The sequence below is a fragment of the Ideonella sp. genome (genome assembly GCF_041918995.1).
In the GTDB taxonomy this organism is placed as follows: domain Bacteria; phylum Pseudomonadota; class Gammaproteobacteria; order Burkholderiales; family Burkholderiaceae_C; genus Ideonella.
The window spans coordinates 1-18,513 of record NZ_JAYRUN010000022.1 but is presented as its reverse complement, the minus strand read 5'-3'; the positions used below and the strand labels follow the sequence as shown (position 1 = coordinate 18,513).

Genomic DNA, 18,513 nt, shown 5'->3' with positions numbered 1-18,513 from the left:
CCGGGCCGCGACCGCAGCCGCTATCGTGGCCCCATGCCGACGCCCGACCTCATCGTCCAGCGTCCCGAGGGGCTGTACTGCCCGCCCGGCGACTTCTACATCGATCCCTGGCGGCCGGTGGAGCGTGCGGTGATCACCCATGCCCACGCCGACCACGCCCGCCCCGGCCATGGCCACTACCTGGCCGCCGCACGCGGCGAGGGGGTGCTGCGCGCCCGGCTCGGCGACATCACGCTGCAGGCCCTGCCCTACGGCGAGCGGATCGAGCACCGGGGCGTGCAGATCAGCCTGCACCCGGCCGGCCACGTGCTCGGCTCGGCGCAGGTGCGGCTGGCCCACGGCGGGCAGGTCTGGGTGGCCTCGGGCGACTACTTCGTCTCCGGCGTCGGCGACGGCAACCTCTCGTGCGAGCCGTTCGAGCCGGTGCCTTGCGACTGCTTCATCACCGAATCCACCTTCGGCCTGCCAATCTACCGGTGGGCACCGCAGCGCGAGGTGTATGCGGACATTGATGCCTGGTGGCAGGCCAACGCCGCCGCCGGCCGCGCCAGCCTGCTCATGGGCTACAGCTTCGGCAAGGCGCAGCGCATCCTGGCCGGCGTGGACGCCCGCATCGGCCCCATCGTCGTGCATGGCGCCGTGGAGCCGCTCAACCGCGCCTACCGCGAGGCGGGCGTCGCCCTGCCGCCCACGCACCGGGTGGACGAGCTGGACAAGGCCGCGCTGTCGCATGCGCTGGTGGTGGCGCCGCCGTCGGTGCAGGGCTCGGCGTGGGCGCGGCGCTTCGGCGATGCCAGCGACGCATTCGCCAGCGGCTGGATGCAGCTGCGCGGCGCGCGCCGTCGGCGGGCGGTGGACCGCGGCTTCGTGCTCAGCGACCATGCCGACTGGCCGGGCCTGCAGCAGGCCATCCGCGCCACCGGCGCCACCCGCGTGATCGTCACCCACGGCTACGAGGCGGTGATGGTGCGCTGGCTCGCCGAGCAGGGACTGCAGGCCGAGGCTTTCCGCACCGAGTACGGCGACGAGCACGAGGAGCCCGCTGCCGCCCCCTCCCCGGCCACCAACGCATGAAGCGCTTCGCCGCCCTGTTCAACGCGCTGGACGCCAGCACCGCCACCTCGGCCAAGGTCGACGCGCTGCAGCGCTACTTCGCCGAGGCCCCGCCGCGCGACGCGGCCTGGGCGGTGTACTTCCTGGCCGGCGGTCGGCCCCGGCAGCTGGTGCCCACCGCCACGCTCGTCACGCTGGCGCAGGCGGTGGCCGGCGTCCCGGCATGGCTGTTCGACGAGTGCTACCAGGCCGTGGGCGACCTGGCGGAGACGATCGCGCATGTGCTGCCCGGTGCGCCGGAATCCGTCCCGATGGGCCTGGGCGCCTGGGTGGAGGAACGGCTGCTGCCGCTGCGCGGCGCCGCGCCCGAGGTGCAGGCCGAGCGCATTGCCGCCTGGTGGCAGGAGCTCGATGCCACCGGGCGCTTCCTGCTCACCAAGCTCATCGGGGGCGGCTTCCGCGTGGGGGTGAGCAAGCTGCTGGTGCAGCGGGCCCTGGCCGCCCACGCCGGCCTGGACGCCAAGCTCGTGGCCCAGCGCATGATGGGCTACACCGACAAAACAGCCCGCCCGGACGAGGCGGCCTTCCTCGCCCTGACCGCCCCGCCGGGCCAGCAGGCGGCGGCCGACTCCGGGCAGCCCTACCCGTTCTTCCTCGCCCATGCGCTGGAGGACGCCCCCATCGCGCAGTTCGACGCGCGGCTGGGACCGCCGACGGACTGGCTCGTCGAATGGAAGTACGACGGCATCCGCGCCCAGGTGGTGCGGCGCGGTGGCCAGGTGTGGGTGTGGTCGCGCGGCGAGGAACTCGTCACGGAGCGCTTCCCCGAAGTGGTGGTGCTGGCCGGCCGCTGGCCCGACGGCACGGTGGTGGACGGCGAGATCGTGGTGTGGAAGGACGGCGCCCCCGCGCCCTTCAACCTGCTGCAGCAGCGCATCGGCCGCAAGACGCTGACACGGCAGGTGCTGGCGCAGGCGCCGGTGACCTTCATCGCCTACGACCTGCTGGAGTGGCAGGGCGAGGACCTGCGCGCCACCCCGCAGGCCGCGCGCCGCAGCGCGCTGGAGCGCCTGGCCGCGGACCCGCAGGTGGCGGCCTCCGGCCTGGTGCTGTCGCCACGCGTCGATGCCCCCAGCTGGGCCGAGCTGGCGGCGCTGCGCGAGCAGTCGCGGGCCCGGGGCGTGGAGGGCTTCATGCTCAAGCATGCGCAGGCCCGCTACGGCACCGGTCGCACCAAGGCCGAGGGCACATGGTGGAAGTGGAAGATCGCCCCGCTGTCGGTGGACGCCGTGCTCATCTATGCGCAAGCCGGCCACGGCCGGCGGGCGAGCGTCTACACCGACTACACCTTCGCGGTGTGGAGCCGGCCTCCGCGTGACGCGGCCGAGGCCGCTGCGGTGGTGGCCGCCATCGAACGGCGCGAGCCGCCCGCCCCCGACGGGCTGCAGCTGGTGGCCTTTGCCAAGGCCTATTCGGGCCTGACGGACGCGGAATTCCGCGAGGTGGACCGCGTGATCCGCGCCACCACGCTCGAGAAGTTCGGCCCGGTGCGCAGCGTGAAGCCCACGCTGCTGTTCGAGCTGGGCTTCGAGGGCATCAACCGCAGCCCCCGGCACAAGAGCGGCATCGCCGTGCGGTTCCCGCGCATGCTGCGCATCCGCCACGACAAGCCCCTGCACGAGGCGGACAGCCTGCCCACCCTGCAGGCGCTGCTGGACACGCCGCCCGCTCAGGGCGAGAACGCGGACGCCACCACCACGCCGTCACGGCCGCCGCGCTTGGCCTCGTAGAGCGCGCGGTCGGCGCGCGCGACGAGCTCGTCCGGCGTGTCGCCGGGGCCGGCCAGGCGCGCCACGCCGATGCTGAGCGTGAGGTGCGCCGCCGTGGGCGACGCGGCATGGGGCAGCGCCTGCCGCCGCAGCGCCTGCAGACAGCGGCTGGCGACCTCCTCGGCCTCGGCCGCGCCGGTGTGTGGCAGCAGCACGGCGAACTCCTCGCCACCGACGCGCGCGACCAGGTCGCTGCTGCGCTGCGCGCAGCCTTGCAGCAGCGTGGCCACGCGGCGCAGGCAGTCGTCGCCCGCCGGGTGGCCGTAGTGGTCGTTGTAGGCCTTGAAGTGGTCCACGTCCGCCAGCAGCAGAGCCATGGGCACGCCGTGGCGCTGGGCGCGCTGCCACTCCTCGCGCAGGCGGCGGTCGAAACGGCGGCGGTTGGCGATGCCGGTCAGGCCGTCGGTCTCCGACAGGTCGGTCAGCTGGCGGTTGGCGGCGGAGAGTGCCTCCGCGAAGGCATCCCGCTCCCGGACGATCCGGCGCAGCTCGCTTTCGCGCTGCACGAGCTCTGTGACATCGGTGCTGAACGCCAGCACGCCGCCCGACGGCAGGCGCCGCTCGACGATGCGGCGCCACTGCCCGCCCGCGAACTCGCGCAGCACGGGCGGGCCGGGATGCCGGTGCTGCTGCACACGTTCGGCGATCCACTCGTCCTCGCGGCCGGCGGCTTCGGGCACCAGACCCCGCGAGACGGCATGCCGCAGCAGCGCCTCGAAGGTCTTCCCGGGCGTCATGGCGTCGGCCAGCGGACGGTAGAGCGTGCGGAAATCCTCGTTGCACAGCACCAGGCGGTCGTCGGCGTCATAGAGCACGATGCCGGCCTCCATGGCGTCGAGCGTGCTGCGGTAGAGCTGCTCGGACGCATCGATCTGCCCGCGCTGCCGGTGCACCAGCCACAGCAGCAGGGCCCCGACGGCGAGCAGGCAGATCACGGCGGCGTCGCGCAGCCAGCCGATGCGGCGCTCCGCCTCCGGACCGAGCGTGCCGCCCACGTCGAGCACGAGCAGCAGGGTCACGGCCGCGCCCGCGGCCGCCCCTGCCACGGCCGCCCAGACGAGGTGGCGCGCCCGCCAGCGCGGGAGCGCCGCGGGGCGCAGCGGCGGCAGCGATTCGGAATCGATCACGCGGGCCATTGTCGCCTTTACACGGCATGGGCCTTGCCCGACAGCCGCCACGGGTGCCGGACTGCCGGCACCTCCAACCGAGGAAAGGAAGCGAGATGCAACAGCGTGATGATGCGAACCGCCAGGGCGGCAGCCTGGAGGACAGCGGTCGCTCCAGCAGCTACGGACAGGGCGGCAACCAGTACGGCAGCAGCCAGGGCAGCCAGGGCGGACAAGGCGGGCAGCACAGCGCCAGCGGCGGCTACGGCGGCCAGCAGGGCGCTTCCGGTTCCCAGGGATCGCAAGGCGGCTGGGGCCAGGGCCAGCAGAGCCAGGGCGGCGGCCAGAGCTCGCAGTACGGTGGCTATGGCGGCCAGGGCGGCTACGGCAGCCAGGGTGGCCAGGGCAGCCAGTTCGGCGGCCAGGGCAGCTACGGCGGCCAGAGCAACATGGGCAGCCAGGGCGGCTTCGGCGGCCAGGGCAGCTATGGCGGCCAGGGCGGACAAGGGCAGCACAGCATGTCCGGTGGCATGGGCAGCCAGTACGAAGGCGGCCAGGGCGGCTATGGCGGCAGCCAGGGTGGCTACGGCGCCTCGGGCGGCTATGGTGGCCAGTCCGGCTACGGCGGCGGCCAGGGCGGCGGCTACGGCAGCAGCCAGGGCGGCTTCGGTGGCGGCCAGGGCGGCCAGGGCGGCTACGGCAGCCAGGGTGGCTACGGCGGCCAGCAGTCCGCCGGCATGTGGGGCTCGTCCGGCCAGTCCGGCGGCTGGTCCGGTGGCCAAGGCGGCCAGCAGGGCCAGTGGGGCGGCGGCCAGGGCGGCTACGGCCAAGGCGGCGGCTACGGCGGCCAGGGCCAGTACGGCCAGCATGGCCAGGGTGGCGGCTACGGCAGCGGACAGCACAGCCAGTACAGCGGCCAGGGCTCCCAGTGGGGCGGCCAGTCGGGCGGCCAGTTCGGCGGCTCCTCCGGCGGCATGCAAGGCGGCAGCCCCTGGGGTGGCTCGTCCGGCGGCCAGTTCGGCGGCTCGTCCGGTGGCTACGGCAGCCAGGGCGGTTACGGCGGCAACCAGGGCAGCCAGGGCGGCTACGGCAGCAGCCAGGGCGGCTACGGTGGCAGCCAGGGCGCCTGGGGGGCCTCGTCGGGCGGCTACGGCGGCTACGGCAACCAGGACCAGGGCAGCAGCCAGGGCGGCCAAGGTGGCGGTCAGGGCATGCACTCGTGGAGCCATTCCGGCCTGTCCGGCATGGGCGCGCAGTCCGGCTACGGCCAGCAGGGCCAGGGCGGCCAGGGGCAACAGGAAGAGTTCGATCCCGACTACCACCAGTGGCGGACCGAGCAGATGCGCACCCTGGACAACGACTACCGCAGCTGGCGCCAGGACCGCTACAAGCGCTTCTCGGACGAGTTCAGCAGCTGGCGCCAGGGCCGCCAGGGCCAGGGCCAGGGCTCGAATGCCTCGTCGGGCAGCGGCGGCTCCAGCGGCACCAGCCTGTCCAGCGGCTCCACCGGCCTGTCCGGGCAGAGCGGCTCGGGCGGCTCGGGCGGCTCGGACTACGGCAGCTCCTCCGGTGCGGGCAGCATGGGTGGCCAGGGCAGCTCGTCGTCCGGGTCGGCCGGCTCGACCAGCGCCATGGGCTCCAGCGGCTCGGGCAGCAGCGCGGGCAGCGGCGGCGCCGGCAGCCTGTCGGGCACCAGCGGCTCCACCGGCGCCACCGGCGCCTCGGGCAGCAGCGGTTCCAGCGGCAGCTCGTCCACGGGGGGCTCGTCGTCCGGCAGCAGCCGCAAGGGCAGCTGATCGGCCCAGCCCGGCGGTCCTGACCGCCCGGGCCTGACCCCATGAAAAAAAAGGCCCGCCGGCGAACGCCGGCGGGCCTTGTCGTTCTGGGCGCCGGTGTCAGCGCTTGCCGGCGACCTGCATGAACTCGGCCGGTTGATCCGCTTCCGGCAGGATGTACACCACGCCGCGCTGGCGGCCCAGCGTGGGGGCCACCACCTGGTCGAAGAACTCGCCCGGCACGATCACGCAGCCCTGGCTGATGCGGTTGTCCGCGGTGCTCGCCGACGCGAGTCGCTGCGGCCGGCGCTGAGCCGGGTGGGCCGGGCGCAGCCGGTGGATGGCCAGGGCGGCGTCGTAGTCCAGCCAGACGATGGATTCGCCGGTCAGGTTGCGGCCCGGCTCGGACTCGAAGCGGCCGGCCGGCGTGGTCTGCATGGCCGCCGGGATGTAACCGCCCGCGAGGCGGCCGACACCCGGCGCGCTGCGGTCACCGGGGGTCAGGCCCAGCAGCACCGGGGTGGTGCCGCGCAGGCGTCCGTCGGCGCCGAACACATAGATGCGCGCGTTCTTCTTGTCGACCACCGCCACCGGGCGGCCACGGGCATCGCGCAGGTCGATGGCGGCGATGGCGGCATGGCGCGCCTCTTCCGAGGGCTGCACGCCCCGGAAATCCACCTGAGTGCCCGCCGACGGCGCGCCGCCTGGCGCCACGGACGCCAGGGCGAAGCCCATCGCACACCACAGTCCTGCACCCAGGCACGCTGCACGCGCGCCTGCCCACCACTTGAGAGCCATCGCCCCGCCATCCCGATCTGTCCTGGGGCGCGGCGAACGTGCGCACCCCGACTGGCCGGAATGCTAAAGGCAACGGCAGTAAGCAATCGCAGCAAAAGCCCGGTAACCCTGGCCTTTCTTGGCGGTCGACGGCGTCTTCACATGGCAGCAACACTCGCATGCTTGCCCGCCAGCGACGCGGTGGTGGCCGCGGTGGCGGAGGCAAGCCCGGGGAACACGTCGGTGAGGGGCTTGACCTCGGGCAGGACATAGACCAGCCCGCGCTGGCTGCGGAAGCGGGGCCACACGACCTCGTCGAAGAAGGCCACGGGGAGATTGATGCACCCGTAGCTGATCCGGTTGTCGGACGAGGTGGCGCTGGCCAGGCGCTGCAGGCGCCGCTCCTTGGGATTGGTGGCGCGCACGCGGTGCATGGAAACGGCGGCGTCGTAGTCGACCCAGACCACGTCCTCGTTCAGCGCGTTGCGCCCGCGCTCGGCCACGAAGCGGCCCGCCGGCGTGGTGCGCTCCTGCGGCTTCACCTGCTCGATGGGGCGGTCGCCGATGCCAGGCACCGTGTCGTCACCCGCGGCATAGCCCAGCAGCACGGGGCTGGCCCCGGCGAGCCGGCCGTCCGGTTCGAAGACGAAGACCCGCGCATTGCGCTTGTCGAGCACGACGAAATGCCGGTCGCCATGGTCGTTGGCGTCCAGCACCCACTGCGCCAGGCGACGCACCGCCAGCGACGCCGACTCATCGCCCAGCTCCAGCCGGCGGGCCGGGGGCGGTGCGCCCATGCCCGGCCGCTGCGGCGCCGCGGCAGCGCCAGCGGGGGGCGGCGCGGCGCCCGGCCCCGCTGTGTCCGCGTGCCAGGCAGCCACGGCGGGCTGGGCCGACGACCAAGGCGTGGGCAGCACGCCCAGCTGGACGAGGGCATAGCCGACGGCCAGCACCGCGGCACCGACGACGACGCCGTTGCGCAGGCCTTCGATGACGTCTTGGCGGGCACTCATGGGCAGATGGAGAAGTTCGACGCCATCCGGGCAAGCGACGCGCCCGGATGGCGGGAATCAGGCGCCGGGGCCGGCACCCGTCGGGTCGTCATCAGTTGCGGTCCGCCCGCGGGGCGCGCATTTCGCCGGCAGGCGCCGTGCTGTTGTCGGACCCGTTCCAGCTGGACGCGCTGCCCGCGCTGCCCTGGCCTTCACGGAAGTTGTTGCCGACCGGATCGCTGCCCATGTTGTACGGGCGCTCGTTCGGCGAGTTCAGGTCGACGCGCGTCTCGGCGGTGGCGCCATTCGTGGACGACGTGCCCGCGGAGCCGGCCGCCGCGCTGGCATCCTGGCCGCCTGCGATCACCCATGCCTGCCCGCTGCTGTCGGGCGCCGTGCCGGCCCCGGCCGTGGAAAGGCGTGAGCTCACGGCCGGGTCCACAGCCGTTTGGCCATGGATCCCGTCGGCGGGCGCCGTGGCGCCAGCGACCGGCGCCGTGGACGAGGACGGGGCGCTGTACGGGTTGTTCGCCGCATCGCTGGTCGTCGCGCCCATGTTGGCGCTGGTGGCCGCACTGTTGTCGGTGTTCATGTCGCCGCCGGCGGGCGCGCTCACGGCGGACGAGGTGTCGCCCGAGGCGGCCAGCCGACCCTGCTCGTCATAGGACGAGCCGTAGGTGGCCGACATCGCGGCGGCATCGGCCGGCATCGCGGGCGGGCCGGCCTGGTCGTGGCCCAGCGAGTTCTGCGTGCCGTTGACGTTGCTGTTGGCCAGGGCGGATTCGTCCTGGCTCTGGGCATAGGCCAGGCCCATGGTGGCCACGATGGCAGCGGAGGTCAGGCCGGTGATGAGGAATTTGCGGGACATGAGGGACTCCTGTGATCGAAGGCCGTGCGCCGGAACGCATGGCGGTGGGTGAGATCGGGGGCCGGAAGGCTTCCCGGCGGAGTCCACTCTAGGCGCCGGCCTGGGGCCGCCACGCCGGCCGGCTGCGGGTCACGCTGTAGGAGAACCTCCCGTGGCGAACGCGACATAGGCCTGGACCCACTTGGTGAGGAAGGCGCGCGTGCCGTCATCGGTGATGCGGCCCTGTGCGTCGACCAGGCCGTCACGGAAGTGGATGTAGGCCTCGGGCTGGCGCAGCACCGGCACGTCGAGGTACGACAGCACGTTGCGCAGGTGCTGCTGCGCCATGGAGGTGCCCATGGCCCCGATGGACGCCCCCAGGACGCCGGCCGGCTTGCCGGCGAAGGAGTTCTTGCCGTAAGGGCGCGAGGCGATGTCGATGGCGTTCTTCAGCACGCCGGGCATGGAGCGGTTGTATTCCGGCGTCACGAACAGCAGTGCATCGGCCGCCTCGATGCGGCGCTTCAGCTGCACGCAGGGCTCGGGCGGCGCGCCGTCCTGGTCCTGGTTGTACAGCGGCAGCTCGTGCAGCGGGAGCGGATCGAAGTCCCAGTCGTCGGGCGCCAGGGCCTGCACCGCGCGCGCGAGCTGCCGGTTGATGGACTCGGCGCGCAGGCTGCCGACGAGCACGGCGATCTTCATGGCGTGTCTCCAGGTGGGGGGCGGGGAGCATCGCCACCGGCGTGGTAATCCGGCAGCGCATCGAGCGCGGCGCCGGGGTCCTCCTCACCCGCCGCGGTGTCGTCGGCGGGCACCACCGCGGGGTGGGCAGGCACCGGCGTGGCGGGAGGGGCGGCGGGCACCTGGCCGGCCGGCGGAATGGGAACGGGCGGCGTCATGGGGCGCGCCGGAGCAAGCCGGGCTCCCGCGCACGGCCTGCACGCCGCGGCCTACCGCAGCTGCAGCCCGGCGGGCATGCGCCCTGCCCAAGGGCCGGCAGACGCCCCGCTGCGGCGGGGGCGCCTTTCGTTCACCGCTTCTCATCCGGAAAGGACACCCCATGGACAACGACCGCAACACCCTGAGCACCCTCAACAAGCTCATCGAGACCTGCAAGGACGGCGAGTACGGCTTCCAGAGCTGCGCCGAGCATGTCAACAGTGCCGAGCTGCGCAGCCTGTTCACCGCGCGCGCCACCGACTGCCGCCAGGCCGCCACCGAGCTGCAGGCCCTGGTGCGCCAGTGCGGCGGCGAGCCCGAGGACAGCGGCAGCGCCACGGGTGCCATGCACCGCGGCTGGGTCGCGGTGAAGGGCACGCTGGCTGGCTACAGCGACCTCGCCATGCTCGAGGAGTGCGAGCGCGGCGAGGACGCGGCCCTGGAGCGCTACCGCGAGGCGCTCGAAGAGGACCTGCCGCCGCAGGTGCGCATGGTGGTGGAACGCCAGTTCGAAGGCGTGAAGCGCAACCACATGCAGGTGCGCACCCTGCGTGACCAGGCGCGCGCGGCGCACGACTGACCGCCCCCTGTCCCCACATGGAAACGCCCGGCGATGCCGGGCGTTTTCTCGTGCGGGGATCGATGGGGATCAGTGCAGCCGAGCCTGGCCGGCGGGCGGCGACGGCTCGGGCTGCGGCACCTCCATCGGGAGGTCCTGCTCGGGCTGCGGCGGCATCTCCGGCGGTGGCGGTGGCGGCACGGTGCTGGGCACGGGTGGCGTCACATGCGCCCAGCGGGGCAGCGGCGCCGCACCGGCGTTCATTGGCTGGCCGCCGGCATGGGCGCCGACGCGGGGTCCATGGGCGGGGTGATGGTGTCGGTGCTGCCGGGGGTGCCGGTGCCCGGGGTCCCGGTGGTGCCCGAGGGCGTGGTGGTGGTCGAGCCCATCGAGCCGGTGCCGGTGGTGGAATCGGTGGCGCCGCCGGTGGTGCCCGTCGCGTTGCCGGTGTCCGCCGCGTCGCGGCGTTCGCAGCCAGCCATCAGCAGGCTCGCCGCGGCGATGGCCAGCACGCCGGTCCAGCCCGCCGCGCGGCGGGTCCAGGGGGTGATCGTGTCCATGGGGTTCACTCCTCGTTGGGGGTCAATCGGAAGGGACGTGGGGCGGGCCCGGGCTCACTGGCCCGGGTTCACGCTGGCATGCGCCGTCTGCGCCTGCTGCAGGTGGTCGCGCAGCGTGGGCAGCGTCTTGCCGGCCCAGGCCTTGAGGTCGGCATCCGCACCGGTCTGCGACTGCTTCTCGAACTTCGCGATCGTGGCGCGGTGGTCGTCGACCATGTGCTTCATGTAGGCACGGTCGAAGTCGGCGCCGCTCAGCTTCCCGAGGCGGTCGGCGTGCTCCTTGTGCGGGGCCGGCAGCGCGGTGGGCAGGTTCACGCTCTTGGCGGCCGCCAGGGACTTCAGCTCGGCGTTGGCCTTGCCGTGGTCCTGCACCATGCGGGCGCCGTACTGGCGCACCTGCGCGTTGCTGGCCTTCTGCTCGGCCATGCGGCCCATCTCCACCTCGGCCATGCCGCCCGCGGCCGCGTCCTCGACGAACTTCCGGTCGGCCGCCGACAGGGCGCCCGCCGTGGCCGCCGCCGGAGCGGCCCCCCCCGTCGAGGGTGTCTGGGCCAGCACGGCCATGCTGAAGCTCAGGCAGCACACGCCGGCGCAGGCCGCCGCACGCAAAGAGGTGTCGAGAGTCATGCGGTGTTCTCCTTGGGGATGAAACGGTCGAATGCAGGGCACCCGGCAATTGCCGTGCGAGCCGGCCGCCCCTCCGCAGGCACGCTGCCTGCCTGCGCGGCGGCATGGACACCACCACCGCCCACAGCTTCGGCGTCTTCAAGCCGGTCGGACACGTCGTCATCTCGCTGCCCGGGGCCGAACAGGCCGACGCGGCCGCCCAGGCGCTGGCGCAGACCGGCCACGACCGCAGCGGCGTGCACCGCTACACCGACCAGGAGATGCTGGCCCAGATCGAGCAGGACCTGCAGCACGCCAGCCCGCTGGCCGCCGTGGGCCAGGAGCTCAACCTCATCAAGGCCCACCGCGACCTCGCCGAGCGCGGCTACCACTGGCTGGTGGTGAAGGCCGCCAGCGATGACGCCGCCCGCGCCATCGCCCAGACGGCCCGGGCCCATGGCGCGGAGCGTGCCCAGTACTACGGCCGCTTCCTCATCGAGGAGCTGATCGAGCGCCCGGACGACCTCACCCAGGTGGCGGAGTCGCCGGCCCGTGAACTCGACGCGCAGACCCCTTCCGGCGAGGAAGCCGAGCGCGTGCAGCGTCACGGCGGGGAGCAGCGCACCGGCTGACGCAGGCCGGCGGCCCCGCGGCCGGGGCTCACTGCAGGGTCGGCTCGTCCGGCTGCGCCGGCGGGTCCTCCACCGGCGCCGGCGGCTTCCACGGGTCCGGGTCGTGGATGTGCCGGTGCGGCGGCTGCGGCGGCGGCACCGGATGGGTGGGCGACTCGGGATTGGGCGTGGTGGGCACGGGCATGCCGCAGCCGGGCAAACCGGGTGCCGGCGAGGCGCTCAGCGCCGGCGCTCCCGGTAGCGCCGCATGGCCGGCGTGGCGGTGGCACCGTGCAGCAGCACGGACATCGCCACCGTCACCAGCACCGCCTCGATCACCGGCTCCACCTCCGGCCCGCTGGCGCCATGCGCCACGGCGAAGGCCAGGTAGTACATGGAGCCCACCCCGCGCACGCCGAACCACGCGGCCAACCGGCGCTGCGGCCGGTCGAGCGACAAGAACGGCGTGGTGCACCACACGGCCAGCGGCCGCGCGAGCAGGCACACGCCGAGCGCGATGCCGACGTTCGTGGGCGTGAACGCCTCGCGCGAGAGCAGCGCGCCGATCAGCACCATCACCACCAGCTCGGCCAGCTTCTCCAGGTCGAGCGTGAAGTCCAGCACCGCCTTGGCCATGTAGGCGCTGGCCCGGGCCGGGACCGTCGCATCCGCCGGGCCGAGATCCGCCACCTGAGGCGAGCCCGCCGACGCCGCCGGCTCCTGCGCGGCCACGTCGTCGCGCGTGTCCTGGCGCTCCACGTAGCGCATCGCCAGGCCGGCGGCGAACACCGCCAGGAAACCGTAGGCCTGCGCACCCAGAGCCGCCCCGTAGGCCAGGGCGATCAGTCCCAGCGTGAGGAAGCTCTCCATGCCCATGGCCTGCTCGCGCTCGCGCCGCAGCCAGACCACCGCACGGCTGAACGCCCAGCCCATGGCCCACCCGATCGCCAGGCCGGCCGCCACGGCCCAGAGCACGTCGCGGCCCCACCAGCGCAGGCCGCCGTCCCCCAGCTCGTGCAGGCCCAGCATGCCGAGCGCGAGCATCACCATCGGAAACGCGGTGCCGTCGTTCATCCCGCCTTCGGCGGTGAGGCAGAAGCGCAGCCGGTCGCGGTCGCGCTCGTGGTCCACCTGCACGTCCGAGGCAAGGACCGGGTCGGTGGGCGACAGCACCGCCCCCAGCAGCAGCGCGGGCGCCAGCGCCAGGCCGGCCAGCCAGCCGAGCGCGGCCACCAGGCCCACCGTCACCGCCATGGTGAGCGTGGCCATCACCACCGGCGCGCGCCACAGCGGATCGGACAGCGGGGCCCGCAGCCGCAGGCCCACCGCGAACAGCGAGATCAGCACCGCCACCTCGGTGAGGCGCTCCACCAGCGCCGCGTCGGACTCGCGCTCGAAGGACAGGTCCAGGAAGCCCACGCCCTCCGGGCCGAGCAGGTGGCCGGCCACCAGGTAGATGGCCGCGGCGCTGAAGGGCAGCTCGCGGCGCCAGGTGTCCGTCAGGCCGACGAGGACCAGCAGCCCGCCGGCCACCAGGAACCAGGCGATCGCCTCGGCCATCGCCGGTCTGTGCCCGGGCTCAGGCGTGGGCGACGCGGCCGCGTCGCCGCTCGATCGGGTCGATGCGCAGCAACTGGCGGTACTTGGTCACCGTGCGGCGCGCCAGGCGAACGCCCTGCTTGGCCAGCAACCGGGCGATGTCGGCGTCCGACAGCGGGTCGTCCGGCTTCTCCGCCTCGATCATGTCCTTGATGAGGCTGCGCAGCGCCGTGCCCGAGCAGGTCTTGCCGCTCTCGGTGGTCAGTGCGCGGGAGAAGAAGTACTTCAGTTCGAACACGCCCATCGGCGTCATCATGTACTTGTTGTTCGTCACGCGCGACACGGTCGATTCGTGCAGGCCCAGCGCGTCGGCGATCTCCTTCAGGCCCAGGGGCCGCATGGCCATGGGGCCATGGTCGAGGAAGCGGTGCTGCCGCTCCACGATGGCCTCGGCCACCTGCAGGATGGTGACGAAGCGCTGCTCCACGTTGCGCAGCGTCCAGCGCGCTTCCTTGAGGTGCTCGGCGAGCGCCTGGTCCTCGGCGCGCCGGTGGCGCTGGAACAGCTCGGCATAGACGCGGTTCATGCGCACGCGCGGCACCACGGCGGCGTTGAGCTGCACGGCCCACTTGCCGCGCACCTTGCGCACCACCACGTCGGGCACCACGTACTGCACGGGCGACGGGCCGCAGCGCCAGCCCGGCCGCGGGTCCAGCCGGCGGATGCGCTCGCACACCGCCTCGATGTCCTCCACCGGGCGCTTCAGCTCGCGCGCCAGGCGGCCGTTGTCGTGGCGGGCCAGGATGTCCATGTGCTCGTTGACGATGCGGCGCGCCAGCTCGCGCATGTCGGGGCACTCGATGGCCTGCAGCTGCAGCGTGAGGCACTCGGCCACGTTGCGCGCCGCCACCCCGGCCGGCTCCAGCGACTGCACCCGCGCCAGCGCGATCTTCATCTCCGCCAGGCTGGCCGCCGGCGCCAGGTCGGCCACCTGGGCGATCTCCTCCAGCGGGGTGCGCAGGTAGCCGTCGTCGTCCAGCGATTCGACGACCGCGCGCGCCAGCGCGGCGTCGCGCTCGGGCAGCGGCAGCAGGTCGATCTGCGCATGCAGCTGGGCCGCGAGCGTGGGCTCCCAGGCCATGAGGTCCAGCGCCGTCACCTCGCCGTCCTCGCTGCGGCGCTGGCGGCCCAGGCCGTCGGCCGTCCAGATGTCGCGGTCGCCGTCGTCGCCCAGCGGGTCGGCGGCGCCCACCTCGGCCATGGCCAGCGCGCCGTCGCCATCCAGGGGGCCGCCCAGGGACTCCGGCAGGGCGCCGGCCAGGCCGCCGTCGTCCAGCAGGCCGCCCTCCACGCCGCCCGACGCGCCCAGCGCCTCGGGGGCGCCGGCGGCGCCCAGGTCCAGGCCATCGGCCAGGCGTTCCGGCGGCAGGCCAGCCGGCGGCGCGGCCTCCTCGCCGTCGCCCTCGTCATGTTCCAGGAACGGGTTGCGCCCCAGCACCGACTGCACCTCGTGGGCGAAATCGGTGGAGGACAGCTGCAGCAGCCAGACGGCGCGCTGCAGCCGGGGGGACAAGGTCTGCTGCTGTCGATGCTCGGTGTGCTGGTGGATGGAAAGCATGCGGTCCCTCGCGACGAAGGTGGTGATGTGTTGTGCCCCCTGAATGCACGGCCTGTGCCGGCTCTGGCCGTGGCGGTTGCATGCGGATACGTGCAGGCGCCTCACGACACGAGCAGTGGGCGCTAAGTCCTTGTCAGCCGGGCACGCCGGCTGCCGGCACCGGGGAGAACCCTGTCACATCCGGCCCGCCGCCGATGCGCCTCGCAGCCCGCGCTGGGGCCTTCGGCCGCGTGCGAAATTGCCGCTGGGCGGTCAGGATTGCAGGCGCTTGTGCAGGCCCTTGCGCAGGCCCTTGTGAGCGCGCGTGTGAGTGCGCGGCGCAGGCATGTGGGCCTGCGCGGGCGCCGGCCCGTATGCCGGCACGTGGCCGGGGCTGCGGGCCCTCAGGGGCGGCCGAAGCGGTACAGCGTGGCACCGGCCGGTGCCGAGCCGGCGGGCCGTGCGCTGCGCGCGATGATCTCGTCCAGTGCGGACGGGTCCACCGGCTTGAGCAGGTGCTCGTCGAAGCCCGCGTCGCGTCCGCGCTGGCGGTCGGCGGGCTGGCCGTAGCCAGTCAGCGCCACCAGCCAGGCGCCCTGACAGGCCGCCGTGTGGCGCAGGCGGCGCGCCACCTCGTAGCCGTCCATGTGCGGCAGGCCGATGTCCAGCAGCACCACGTCGGGCGTGAAGCCCGCCACGGCGTCGATGGCCTCGGCACCGCCATGCACCACGCACACCGTGTGGCCCGACAGGCGCAGCATCGTGGCGGTGGTGTCGGCGACGTCCACGTTGTCCTCCACCAGCAGGATGTGGCGGTGCGGCACCACGGGGGCCTCCACGGCCGGCGCGGGCGCCGGGGCGGCCAGGGCTCCGCTGGTGGGCAGCCAGATGCGGAACTCCGAGCCCTGCCCCGTGCCGGCGCTGTGCGCCTCCACCCGGCCGCCGTGCAGCTGCACGAGCAGCTGCACCAGCGTCAGCCCGATGCCCAGGCCGCCCTGGCTGCGGTCCAGCGTGCGCGGTCCCTGCTCGAACAGCTCGAACACACGCGGCAGCAGGTCCGGCTCGATGCCCATGCCGGTGTCGCGCACCGTCAGCAGAGCCTGCCCGCCGTCCAGGCCGATGCCCACATGCAGGCCGCCGCCCTCGGGGGTGTACTTGATGGCGTTGCTCAGCAGGTTCCCCACCACCTGCCGCAGCCGGTCCGCGTCGCCGTTCACCCACACGGGCACGCTCGACACGGCCTGCGTGAGCGTCTGCCGTCGCGCCGTGATGGCCGAGCGCTGCGCGTCGACGCAGTCCGCCACGAGCGCCGCCAGGTCCAGCGGCGCCCGCTGCAGCACGATCTTGCCCTGGCTGATGCGCGCCACGTCGAGCAGCTCGTCGACCAGCCGCGTGAGCTGGCGCACCTGGCGGTCGGTGATGTCACTGGCCCAGCGCAGGGTCTTGTCCTCCGGCGCCACCCGCCGGATCACCTCGGCCGCGTTGCGGATGGGTGCCAGCGGGTTGCGCAGCTCGTGCGACAGCATGGCGATGAACTCGTCCTTGCGGCGGCTGGCTTCGGCCAGCCGGGCCTCGGCCTGGCGCCGCTCCGCGATCTCCGCCTGCAGCTCCTGGTGCAGGTGGGCGGCCGCCAGCGCCACGGCCACCCGCTCGGCCACCTCGGGCCCGAGCGCCTCGCCCATCGCCGTGGGCGCGTCGAAGCGCAGCAGGCCCAGCGTGTGATCGCCCTGTCGCAAGGGCCAGTCCTGCACGGCCGCTGGCCCTGCCCCCGCGCCCCGGCCCTGCCCCGCCTGCGCCAGCTCGTCGCCCGGTGCGAGCAGCGACACGCCGCCGGCCAGCACCGGCACCGCGCGCGCCTGCAGCGCCTGCAGCACCTGGCCCGGGTCCAGCACCCCGGACAGGGCATGGCTCACCTCCGACAGGCAGGCGGAGCGACGTTGCGCGTCCTCCGCCACCGCCAGCGCCGCGGCCGAGGCGGCCAGGGCGATCCGCTCCTCGGCCTGGCGCGCGATGCGCTTCTGCAGCACGTGCAGCTCGACGAACACGCGCACCTTGGAGCGCAGGATCTCCGGCACCACCGGCGAGAGGATGTAGTCCACCGCCCCGAGCGAGTAGCCCCTGGCCGTCTGCAGCTCGTCGGCGTAGGAGGTGATGAAGATGATGGGCGTGTGGGCCGAGCGCCGGTGGCGGCGGATCAGCGAGGCCGTCTCGAAGCCGTCGATGTCCGGCATGTTCACGTCCAGCAGGATCACCGCGAACTCGCGCGCCAGCACCTCCTTCAGCGCCTCCGTGCCCGACCGGGCGAAGACCAGGGGCTGGCCCAGGTCCTCGAGCACGGTGCGGAAGACGAGCAGCTTCTCCGGCAGGTCGTCCACGATGAGGATGTGGGCCTGCTCAGTCATCTCGCCCGCGAAGCCGGTCATCCCCGCAGCCCCCCGCAGAGCCAGCCGCGCAGCACGGTGAGCAGGTGGCTCGGGTCCACCGGCTTGGACAGGTAGTCCCAGGCCCCCGCCTCGATGCACTTCTGGCGGTCGCCCTTCATCGCCTTGGCGGTCACGGCCACCATGGGAAGCTCGCGGCCCCGCGGCAGCTGGCGGATGCGCTGCATGGTCTCGATGCCGTCCATCTCCGGCATCATGATGTCCATCAGCACCACGTCGATGGAGGGGTCCACCTCCACCAGGCGAATCGCCTCGCGGCCGTTGTCGGCCGACACGATCACCATGCCCACCTCGTCGAGCACGGTGGCCAGCGCGAAGATGTTGCGCATGTCGTCGTCGACGATGAGTGCCTTGCGGCCCTTCAGCGCGTCCGGCGGGAAACCGGCGTCGCCCTCGGCCGAGCCCTCGCCGCCCGCCCATTCGGCGGCCCGGTGCAGCCAGTAGGCCACCTGCCGCCGCAGCGCGGGCTCGCTGCGCGCCACGCTCACGCCGAAGCCGTCGCGGCCGCGCGACCAGGCGGCGGCCTCCGGCGCGCCCTCGGGCTGGTACACGACCACGGGCAGCTGGCACACGCCGCCCCGGCTGGACACCGCGTCCAGCACATCCTCCGGCCCCAGCTCGGCCACCGTGGCGTCCACCACGAGGGCGTCGGCGCTGGCCATGAGCTCGCGGCCGAGCGCGGCATCGTCCACCAGCACCGCCTGCACGTCGGCATCCAGGCCGTCGAGCAGCGCCACGCGCGCGGGCCCCGGCGGCATGGCCACCACCAGCCGGCGGGTCGCCCGGTCGGCGTACCGGCCCAGCTCCTCCACGGCGTCGCGCGCCACGTCGGCCGACTGCAGCGGCTTGGGCAGGAACCCGATCGCGCCCGCCTGCAGCGCGCGTTCGCGTGCGTCGTCGGTGGACACCACGCACACCGGCACATGGCGGGTGGCGGGGTCGGTCTTCAGGCGGTCCAGCACACGCCAGCCCGCCATGTCGGGCAGGTGGATGTCCAGCGTCACCGCGGACAGGCGGTACTCGCGCGCCAGGGTGAGCGCGGCCGCCCCGGAGCCCGTCACCAGGCCCTTGAACCCGGCCAGCCGCGCGGCCTCGAGCAGCACCTTGGCGAACGGCACGTCGTTCTCCACGATCAGCAGCACGCGGTCGGTGGCCGACATGTCGTTCCGGTCGTCGTCGGCGGGGTTGGCGAACAGCACCGGCGTCACGCCGGCCAGGGGGTCGGCGGGCGGCTCGATCTCCACGGGACGCGGCGCCGGCAGCCGGCGCGGCGGCGCGTCCG

Annotated in this window: 19 protein-coding genes; 5 read left to right on the top strand and 14 right to left on the bottom strand. The window is 73.7% G+C overall.

Annotation, left to right across the window (positions count from 1 at the left end):
- Nucleotides 1-33 precede the first annotated feature (33 nt).
- Together ACE3UN_RS17240 and ACE3UN_RS17235 are read left to right on the top strand one after the other, a co-directional pair.
- Entirely contained in the window at nucleotides 34-1,074 is a 1,041-nt protein-coding gene (locus tag ACE3UN_RS17240; RefSeq protein WP_374676220.1) for a ligase-associated DNA damage response exonuclease, read from the top strand.
- A complete protein-coding gene (locus ACE3UN_RS17235; RefSeq protein WP_374676219.1) occupies nucleotides 1,071-2,843 on the top strand; it encodes an ATP-dependent DNA ligase in 1,773 nt (590 codons plus the stop codon). The genes ACE3UN_RS17240 and ACE3UN_RS17235 overlap by 4 nt, the downstream gene beginning before the upstream one ends.
- Here ACE3UN_RS17235 and ACE3UN_RS17230 read toward each other — a convergent pair.
- Complete coding sequence (locus tag ACE3UN_RS17230) at nucleotides 2,783-4,009, bottom strand: diguanylate cyclase domain-containing protein (protein WP_374676218.1); 1,227 nt, start codon at nucleotides 4,007-4,009, stop codon at nucleotides 2,783-2,785. The two genes, ACE3UN_RS17235 and ACE3UN_RS17230, sit on opposite strands and share 61 nt — an antisense overlap.
- Before the next feature lie 95 nt (nucleotides 4,010-4,104).
- Here ACE3UN_RS17230 and ACE3UN_RS17225 point away from each other — a divergent pair, with 95 nt between their 5' ends.
- Nucleotides 4,105-5,784, top strand: coding sequence for a hypothetical protein (locus tag ACE3UN_RS17225; protein ID WP_374676217.1), 1,680 nt, complete (start codon nucleotides 4,105-4,107; stop codon nucleotides 5,782-5,784).
- Between the two features lie 99 nt (nucleotides 5,785-5,883).
- Here the strand turns inward: ACE3UN_RS17225 and ACE3UN_RS17220 are convergent, their stop codons facing one another.
- The 5 genes from ACE3UN_RS17220 to ACE3UN_RS17200 all read right to left on the bottom strand — a co-directional run bounded on the left by ACE3UN_RS17220 (nucleotide 5,884) and on the right by ACE3UN_RS17200 (nucleotide 9,278).
- The gene (locus ACE3UN_RS17220; RefSeq protein WP_374676216.1) at nucleotides 5,884-6,498 is read right to left on the bottom strand and encodes a L,D-transpeptidase; all 615 of its coding nucleotides are present in this window, start codon (nucleotides 6,496-6,498) and stop codon (nucleotides 5,884-5,886) included.
- A 200-nt stretch (nucleotides 6,499-6,698) separates the two neighbouring features.
- Nucleotides 6,699-7,553 (bottom strand): hypothetical protein, encoded by an 855-nt coding sequence (locus ACE3UN_RS17215; protein ID WP_374676215.1) that lies wholly within the window; start codon nucleotides 7,551-7,553, stop codon nucleotides 6,699-6,701.
- A 91-nt stretch (nucleotides 7,554-7,644) separates the two neighbouring features.
- The gene (locus ACE3UN_RS17210) at nucleotides 7,645-8,400 is read right to left on the bottom strand and encodes a hypothetical protein (RefSeq protein ID WP_374676214.1); all 756 of its coding nucleotides are present in this window, start codon (nucleotides 8,398-8,400) and stop codon (nucleotides 7,645-7,647) included.
- A 129-nt stretch (nucleotides 8,401-8,529) separates the two neighbouring features.
- Nucleotides 8,530-9,081, bottom strand: a complete 552-nt coding sequence (locus ACE3UN_RS17205; protein WP_374676213.1) for an NADPH-dependent FMN reductase — start codon at nucleotides 9,079-9,081, stop codon at nucleotides 8,530-8,532.
- A complete protein-coding gene (locus tag ACE3UN_RS17200) occupies nucleotides 9,078-9,278 on the bottom strand; it encodes a hypothetical protein (RefSeq protein ID WP_374676212.1) in 201 nt (66 codons plus the stop codon). Before ACE3UN_RS17200 ends, ACE3UN_RS17205 begins: the two co-directional genes overlap by 4 nt.
- 161 nt (nucleotides 9,279-9,439) lie before the next feature.
- Between ACE3UN_RS17200 and ACE3UN_RS17195 the strand changes: the two genes are divergently transcribed.
- Complete coding sequence (locus tag ACE3UN_RS17195) at nucleotides 9,440-9,898, top strand: PA2169 family four-helix-bundle protein (protein WP_374676211.1); 459 nt, start codon at nucleotides 9,440-9,442, stop codon at nucleotides 9,896-9,898.
- 69 nt (nucleotides 9,899-9,967) lie between these two features.
- Here the strand turns inward: ACE3UN_RS17195 and ACE3UN_RS17190 are convergent, their stop codons facing one another.
- Genes ACE3UN_RS17190 through ACE3UN_RS17180 form a run of 3 tightly spaced genes read right to left on the bottom strand, consistent with a single transcriptional unit; the run spans nucleotide 9,968 to nucleotide 11,064 of the window.
- Nucleotides 9,968-10,141 (bottom strand): hypothetical protein, encoded by a 174-nt coding sequence (locus ACE3UN_RS17190; RefSeq protein WP_374676210.1) that lies wholly within the window; start codon nucleotides 10,139-10,141, stop codon nucleotides 9,968-9,970.
- Nucleotides 10,138-10,437 carry a hypothetical protein gene (locus ACE3UN_RS17185; protein WP_374676209.1) on the bottom strand — a complete coding sequence of 100 codons (300 nt, stop codon included), beginning with the start codon at nucleotides 10,435-10,437 and terminating at the stop codon, nucleotides 10,138-10,140. Before ACE3UN_RS17185 ends, ACE3UN_RS17190 begins: the two co-directional genes overlap by 4 nt.
- 54 nt (nucleotides 10,438-10,491) lie before the next feature.
- Nucleotides 10,492-11,064: a DUF4142 domain-containing protein gene (locus ACE3UN_RS17180; RefSeq protein ID WP_374676208.1), complete on the bottom strand. Its 573-nt coding sequence runs from the start codon at nucleotides 11,062-11,064 to the stop codon at nucleotides 10,492-10,494.
- Nucleotides 11,065-11,168: 104 nt separating this feature from the next.
- Here ACE3UN_RS17180 and ACE3UN_RS17175 point away from each other — a divergent pair, with 104 nt between their 5' ends.
- Nucleotides 11,169-11,675, top strand: a complete 507-nt coding sequence (locus tag ACE3UN_RS17175; protein ID WP_374676207.1) for a hypothetical protein — start codon at nucleotides 11,169-11,171, stop codon at nucleotides 11,673-11,675.
- A gap of 28 nt (nucleotides 11,676-11,703) precedes the next feature.
- On the opposite strand, the gene ACE3UN_RS17170 is transcribed toward ACE3UN_RS17175, so the two are convergent.
- The 5 genes from ACE3UN_RS17170 to ACE3UN_RS17150 all read right to left on the bottom strand — a co-directional run.
- Nucleotides 11,704-11,859, bottom strand: a complete 156-nt coding sequence (locus tag ACE3UN_RS17170; protein ID WP_374676206.1) for a hypothetical protein — start codon at nucleotides 11,857-11,859, stop codon at nucleotides 11,704-11,706.
- Nucleotides 11,860-11,894: 35 nt separating this feature from the next.
- On the bottom strand, nucleotides 11,895-13,214 hold the full coding sequence (locus ACE3UN_RS17165) for a cation:proton antiporter (RefSeq protein ID WP_374676205.1): 1,320 nt from the start codon (nucleotides 13,212-13,214) through the stop codon (nucleotides 11,895-11,897).
- A gap of 19 nt (nucleotides 13,215-13,233) precedes the next feature.
- Nucleotides 13,234-14,811: an RNA polymerase factor sigma-54 gene (gene rpoN / locus ACE3UN_RS17160; protein WP_374676204.1), complete on the bottom strand. Its 1,578-nt coding sequence runs from the start codon at nucleotides 14,809-14,811 to the stop codon at nucleotides 13,234-13,236.
- A gap of 383 nt (nucleotides 14,812-15,194) precedes the next feature.
- Nucleotides 15,195-17,213, bottom strand: a complete 2,019-nt coding sequence (locus ACE3UN_RS17155; protein ID WP_374676203.1) for a response regulator — start codon at nucleotides 17,211-17,213, stop codon at nucleotides 15,195-15,197.
- A partial coding sequence (locus ACE3UN_RS17150; protein ID WP_374676202.1) for a response regulator occupies nucleotides 17,210-18,513 on the bottom strand: 1,304 nt, incomplete at its 5' end. The genes ACE3UN_RS17150 and ACE3UN_RS17155, both read right to left, overlap by 4 nt.

Excerpts from the sequence above, each read along its gene's own strand:
- ACE3UN_RS17240 (WP_374676220.1), top strand. The coding sequence starts at position 34 with ATGCCGACGCCCGACCTCATCGTCCAGCGTCCCGAGGGGCTGTACTGC.
- ACE3UN_RS17235 (WP_374676219.1), top strand. The coding sequence starts at position 1,071 with ATGAAGCGCTTCGCCGCCCTGTTCAACGCGCTGGACGCCAGCACCGCC.
- ACE3UN_RS17225 (WP_374676217.1), top strand. The coding sequence starts at position 4,105 with ATGCAACAGCGTGATGATGCGAACCGCCAGGGCGGCAGCCTGGAGGAC.
- ACE3UN_RS17220 (WP_374676216.1), bottom strand. The coding sequence starts at position 6,498 with ATGGGCTTCGCCCTGGCGTCCGTGGCGCCAGGCGGCGCGCCGTCGGCG.
- ACE3UN_RS17215 (WP_374676215.1), bottom strand. The coding sequence starts at position 7,553 with ATGAGTGCCCGCCAAGACGTCATCGAAGGCCTGCGCAACGGCGTCGTC.
- ACE3UN_RS17210 (WP_374676214.1), bottom strand. The coding sequence starts at position 8,400 with ATGTCCCGCAAATTCCTCATCACCGGCCTGACCTCCGCTGCCATCGTG.
- ACE3UN_RS17205 (WP_374676213.1), bottom strand. The coding sequence starts at position 9,081 with ATGAAGATCGCCGTGCTCGTCGGCAGCCTGCGCGCCGAGTCCATCAAC.
- ACE3UN_RS17200 (WP_374676212.1), bottom strand. The coding sequence starts at position 9,278 with ATGACGCCGCCCGTTCCCATTCCGCCGGCCGGCCAGGTGCCCGCCGCC.
- ACE3UN_RS17195 (WP_374676211.1), top strand. The coding sequence starts at position 9,440 with ATGGACAACGACCGCAACACCCTGAGCACCCTCAACAAGCTCATCGAG.
- ACE3UN_RS17190 (WP_374676210.1), bottom strand. The coding sequence starts at position 10,141 with ATGAACGCCGGTGCGGCGCCGCTGCCCCGCTGGGCGCATGTGACGCCA.
- ACE3UN_RS17185 (WP_374676209.1), bottom strand. The coding sequence starts at position 10,437 with ATGGACACGATCACCCCCTGGACCCGCCGCGCGGCGGGCTGGACCGGC.
- ACE3UN_RS17180 (WP_374676208.1), bottom strand. The coding sequence starts at position 11,064 with ATGACTCTCGACACCTCTTTGCGTGCGGCGGCCTGCGCCGGCGTGTGC.
- ACE3UN_RS17175 (WP_374676207.1), top strand. The coding sequence starts at position 11,169 with ATGGACACCACCACCGCCCACAGCTTCGGCGTCTTCAAGCCGGTCGGA.
- ACE3UN_RS17170 (WP_374676206.1), bottom strand. The coding sequence starts at position 11,859 with ATGCCCGTGCCCACCACGCCCAATCCCGAGTCGCCCACCCATCCGGTG.
- ACE3UN_RS17165 (WP_374676205.1), bottom strand. The coding sequence starts at position 13,214 with ATGGCCGAGGCGATCGCCTGGTTCCTGGTGGCCGGCGGGCTGCTGGTC.
- rpoN (WP_374676204.1), bottom strand. The coding sequence starts at position 14,811 with ATGCTTTCCATCCACCAGCACACCGAGCATCGACAGCAGCAGACCTTG.
- ACE3UN_RS17155 (WP_374676203.1), bottom strand. The coding sequence starts at position 17,213 with ATGACCGGCTTCGCGGGCGAGATGACTGAGCAGGCCCACATCCTCATC.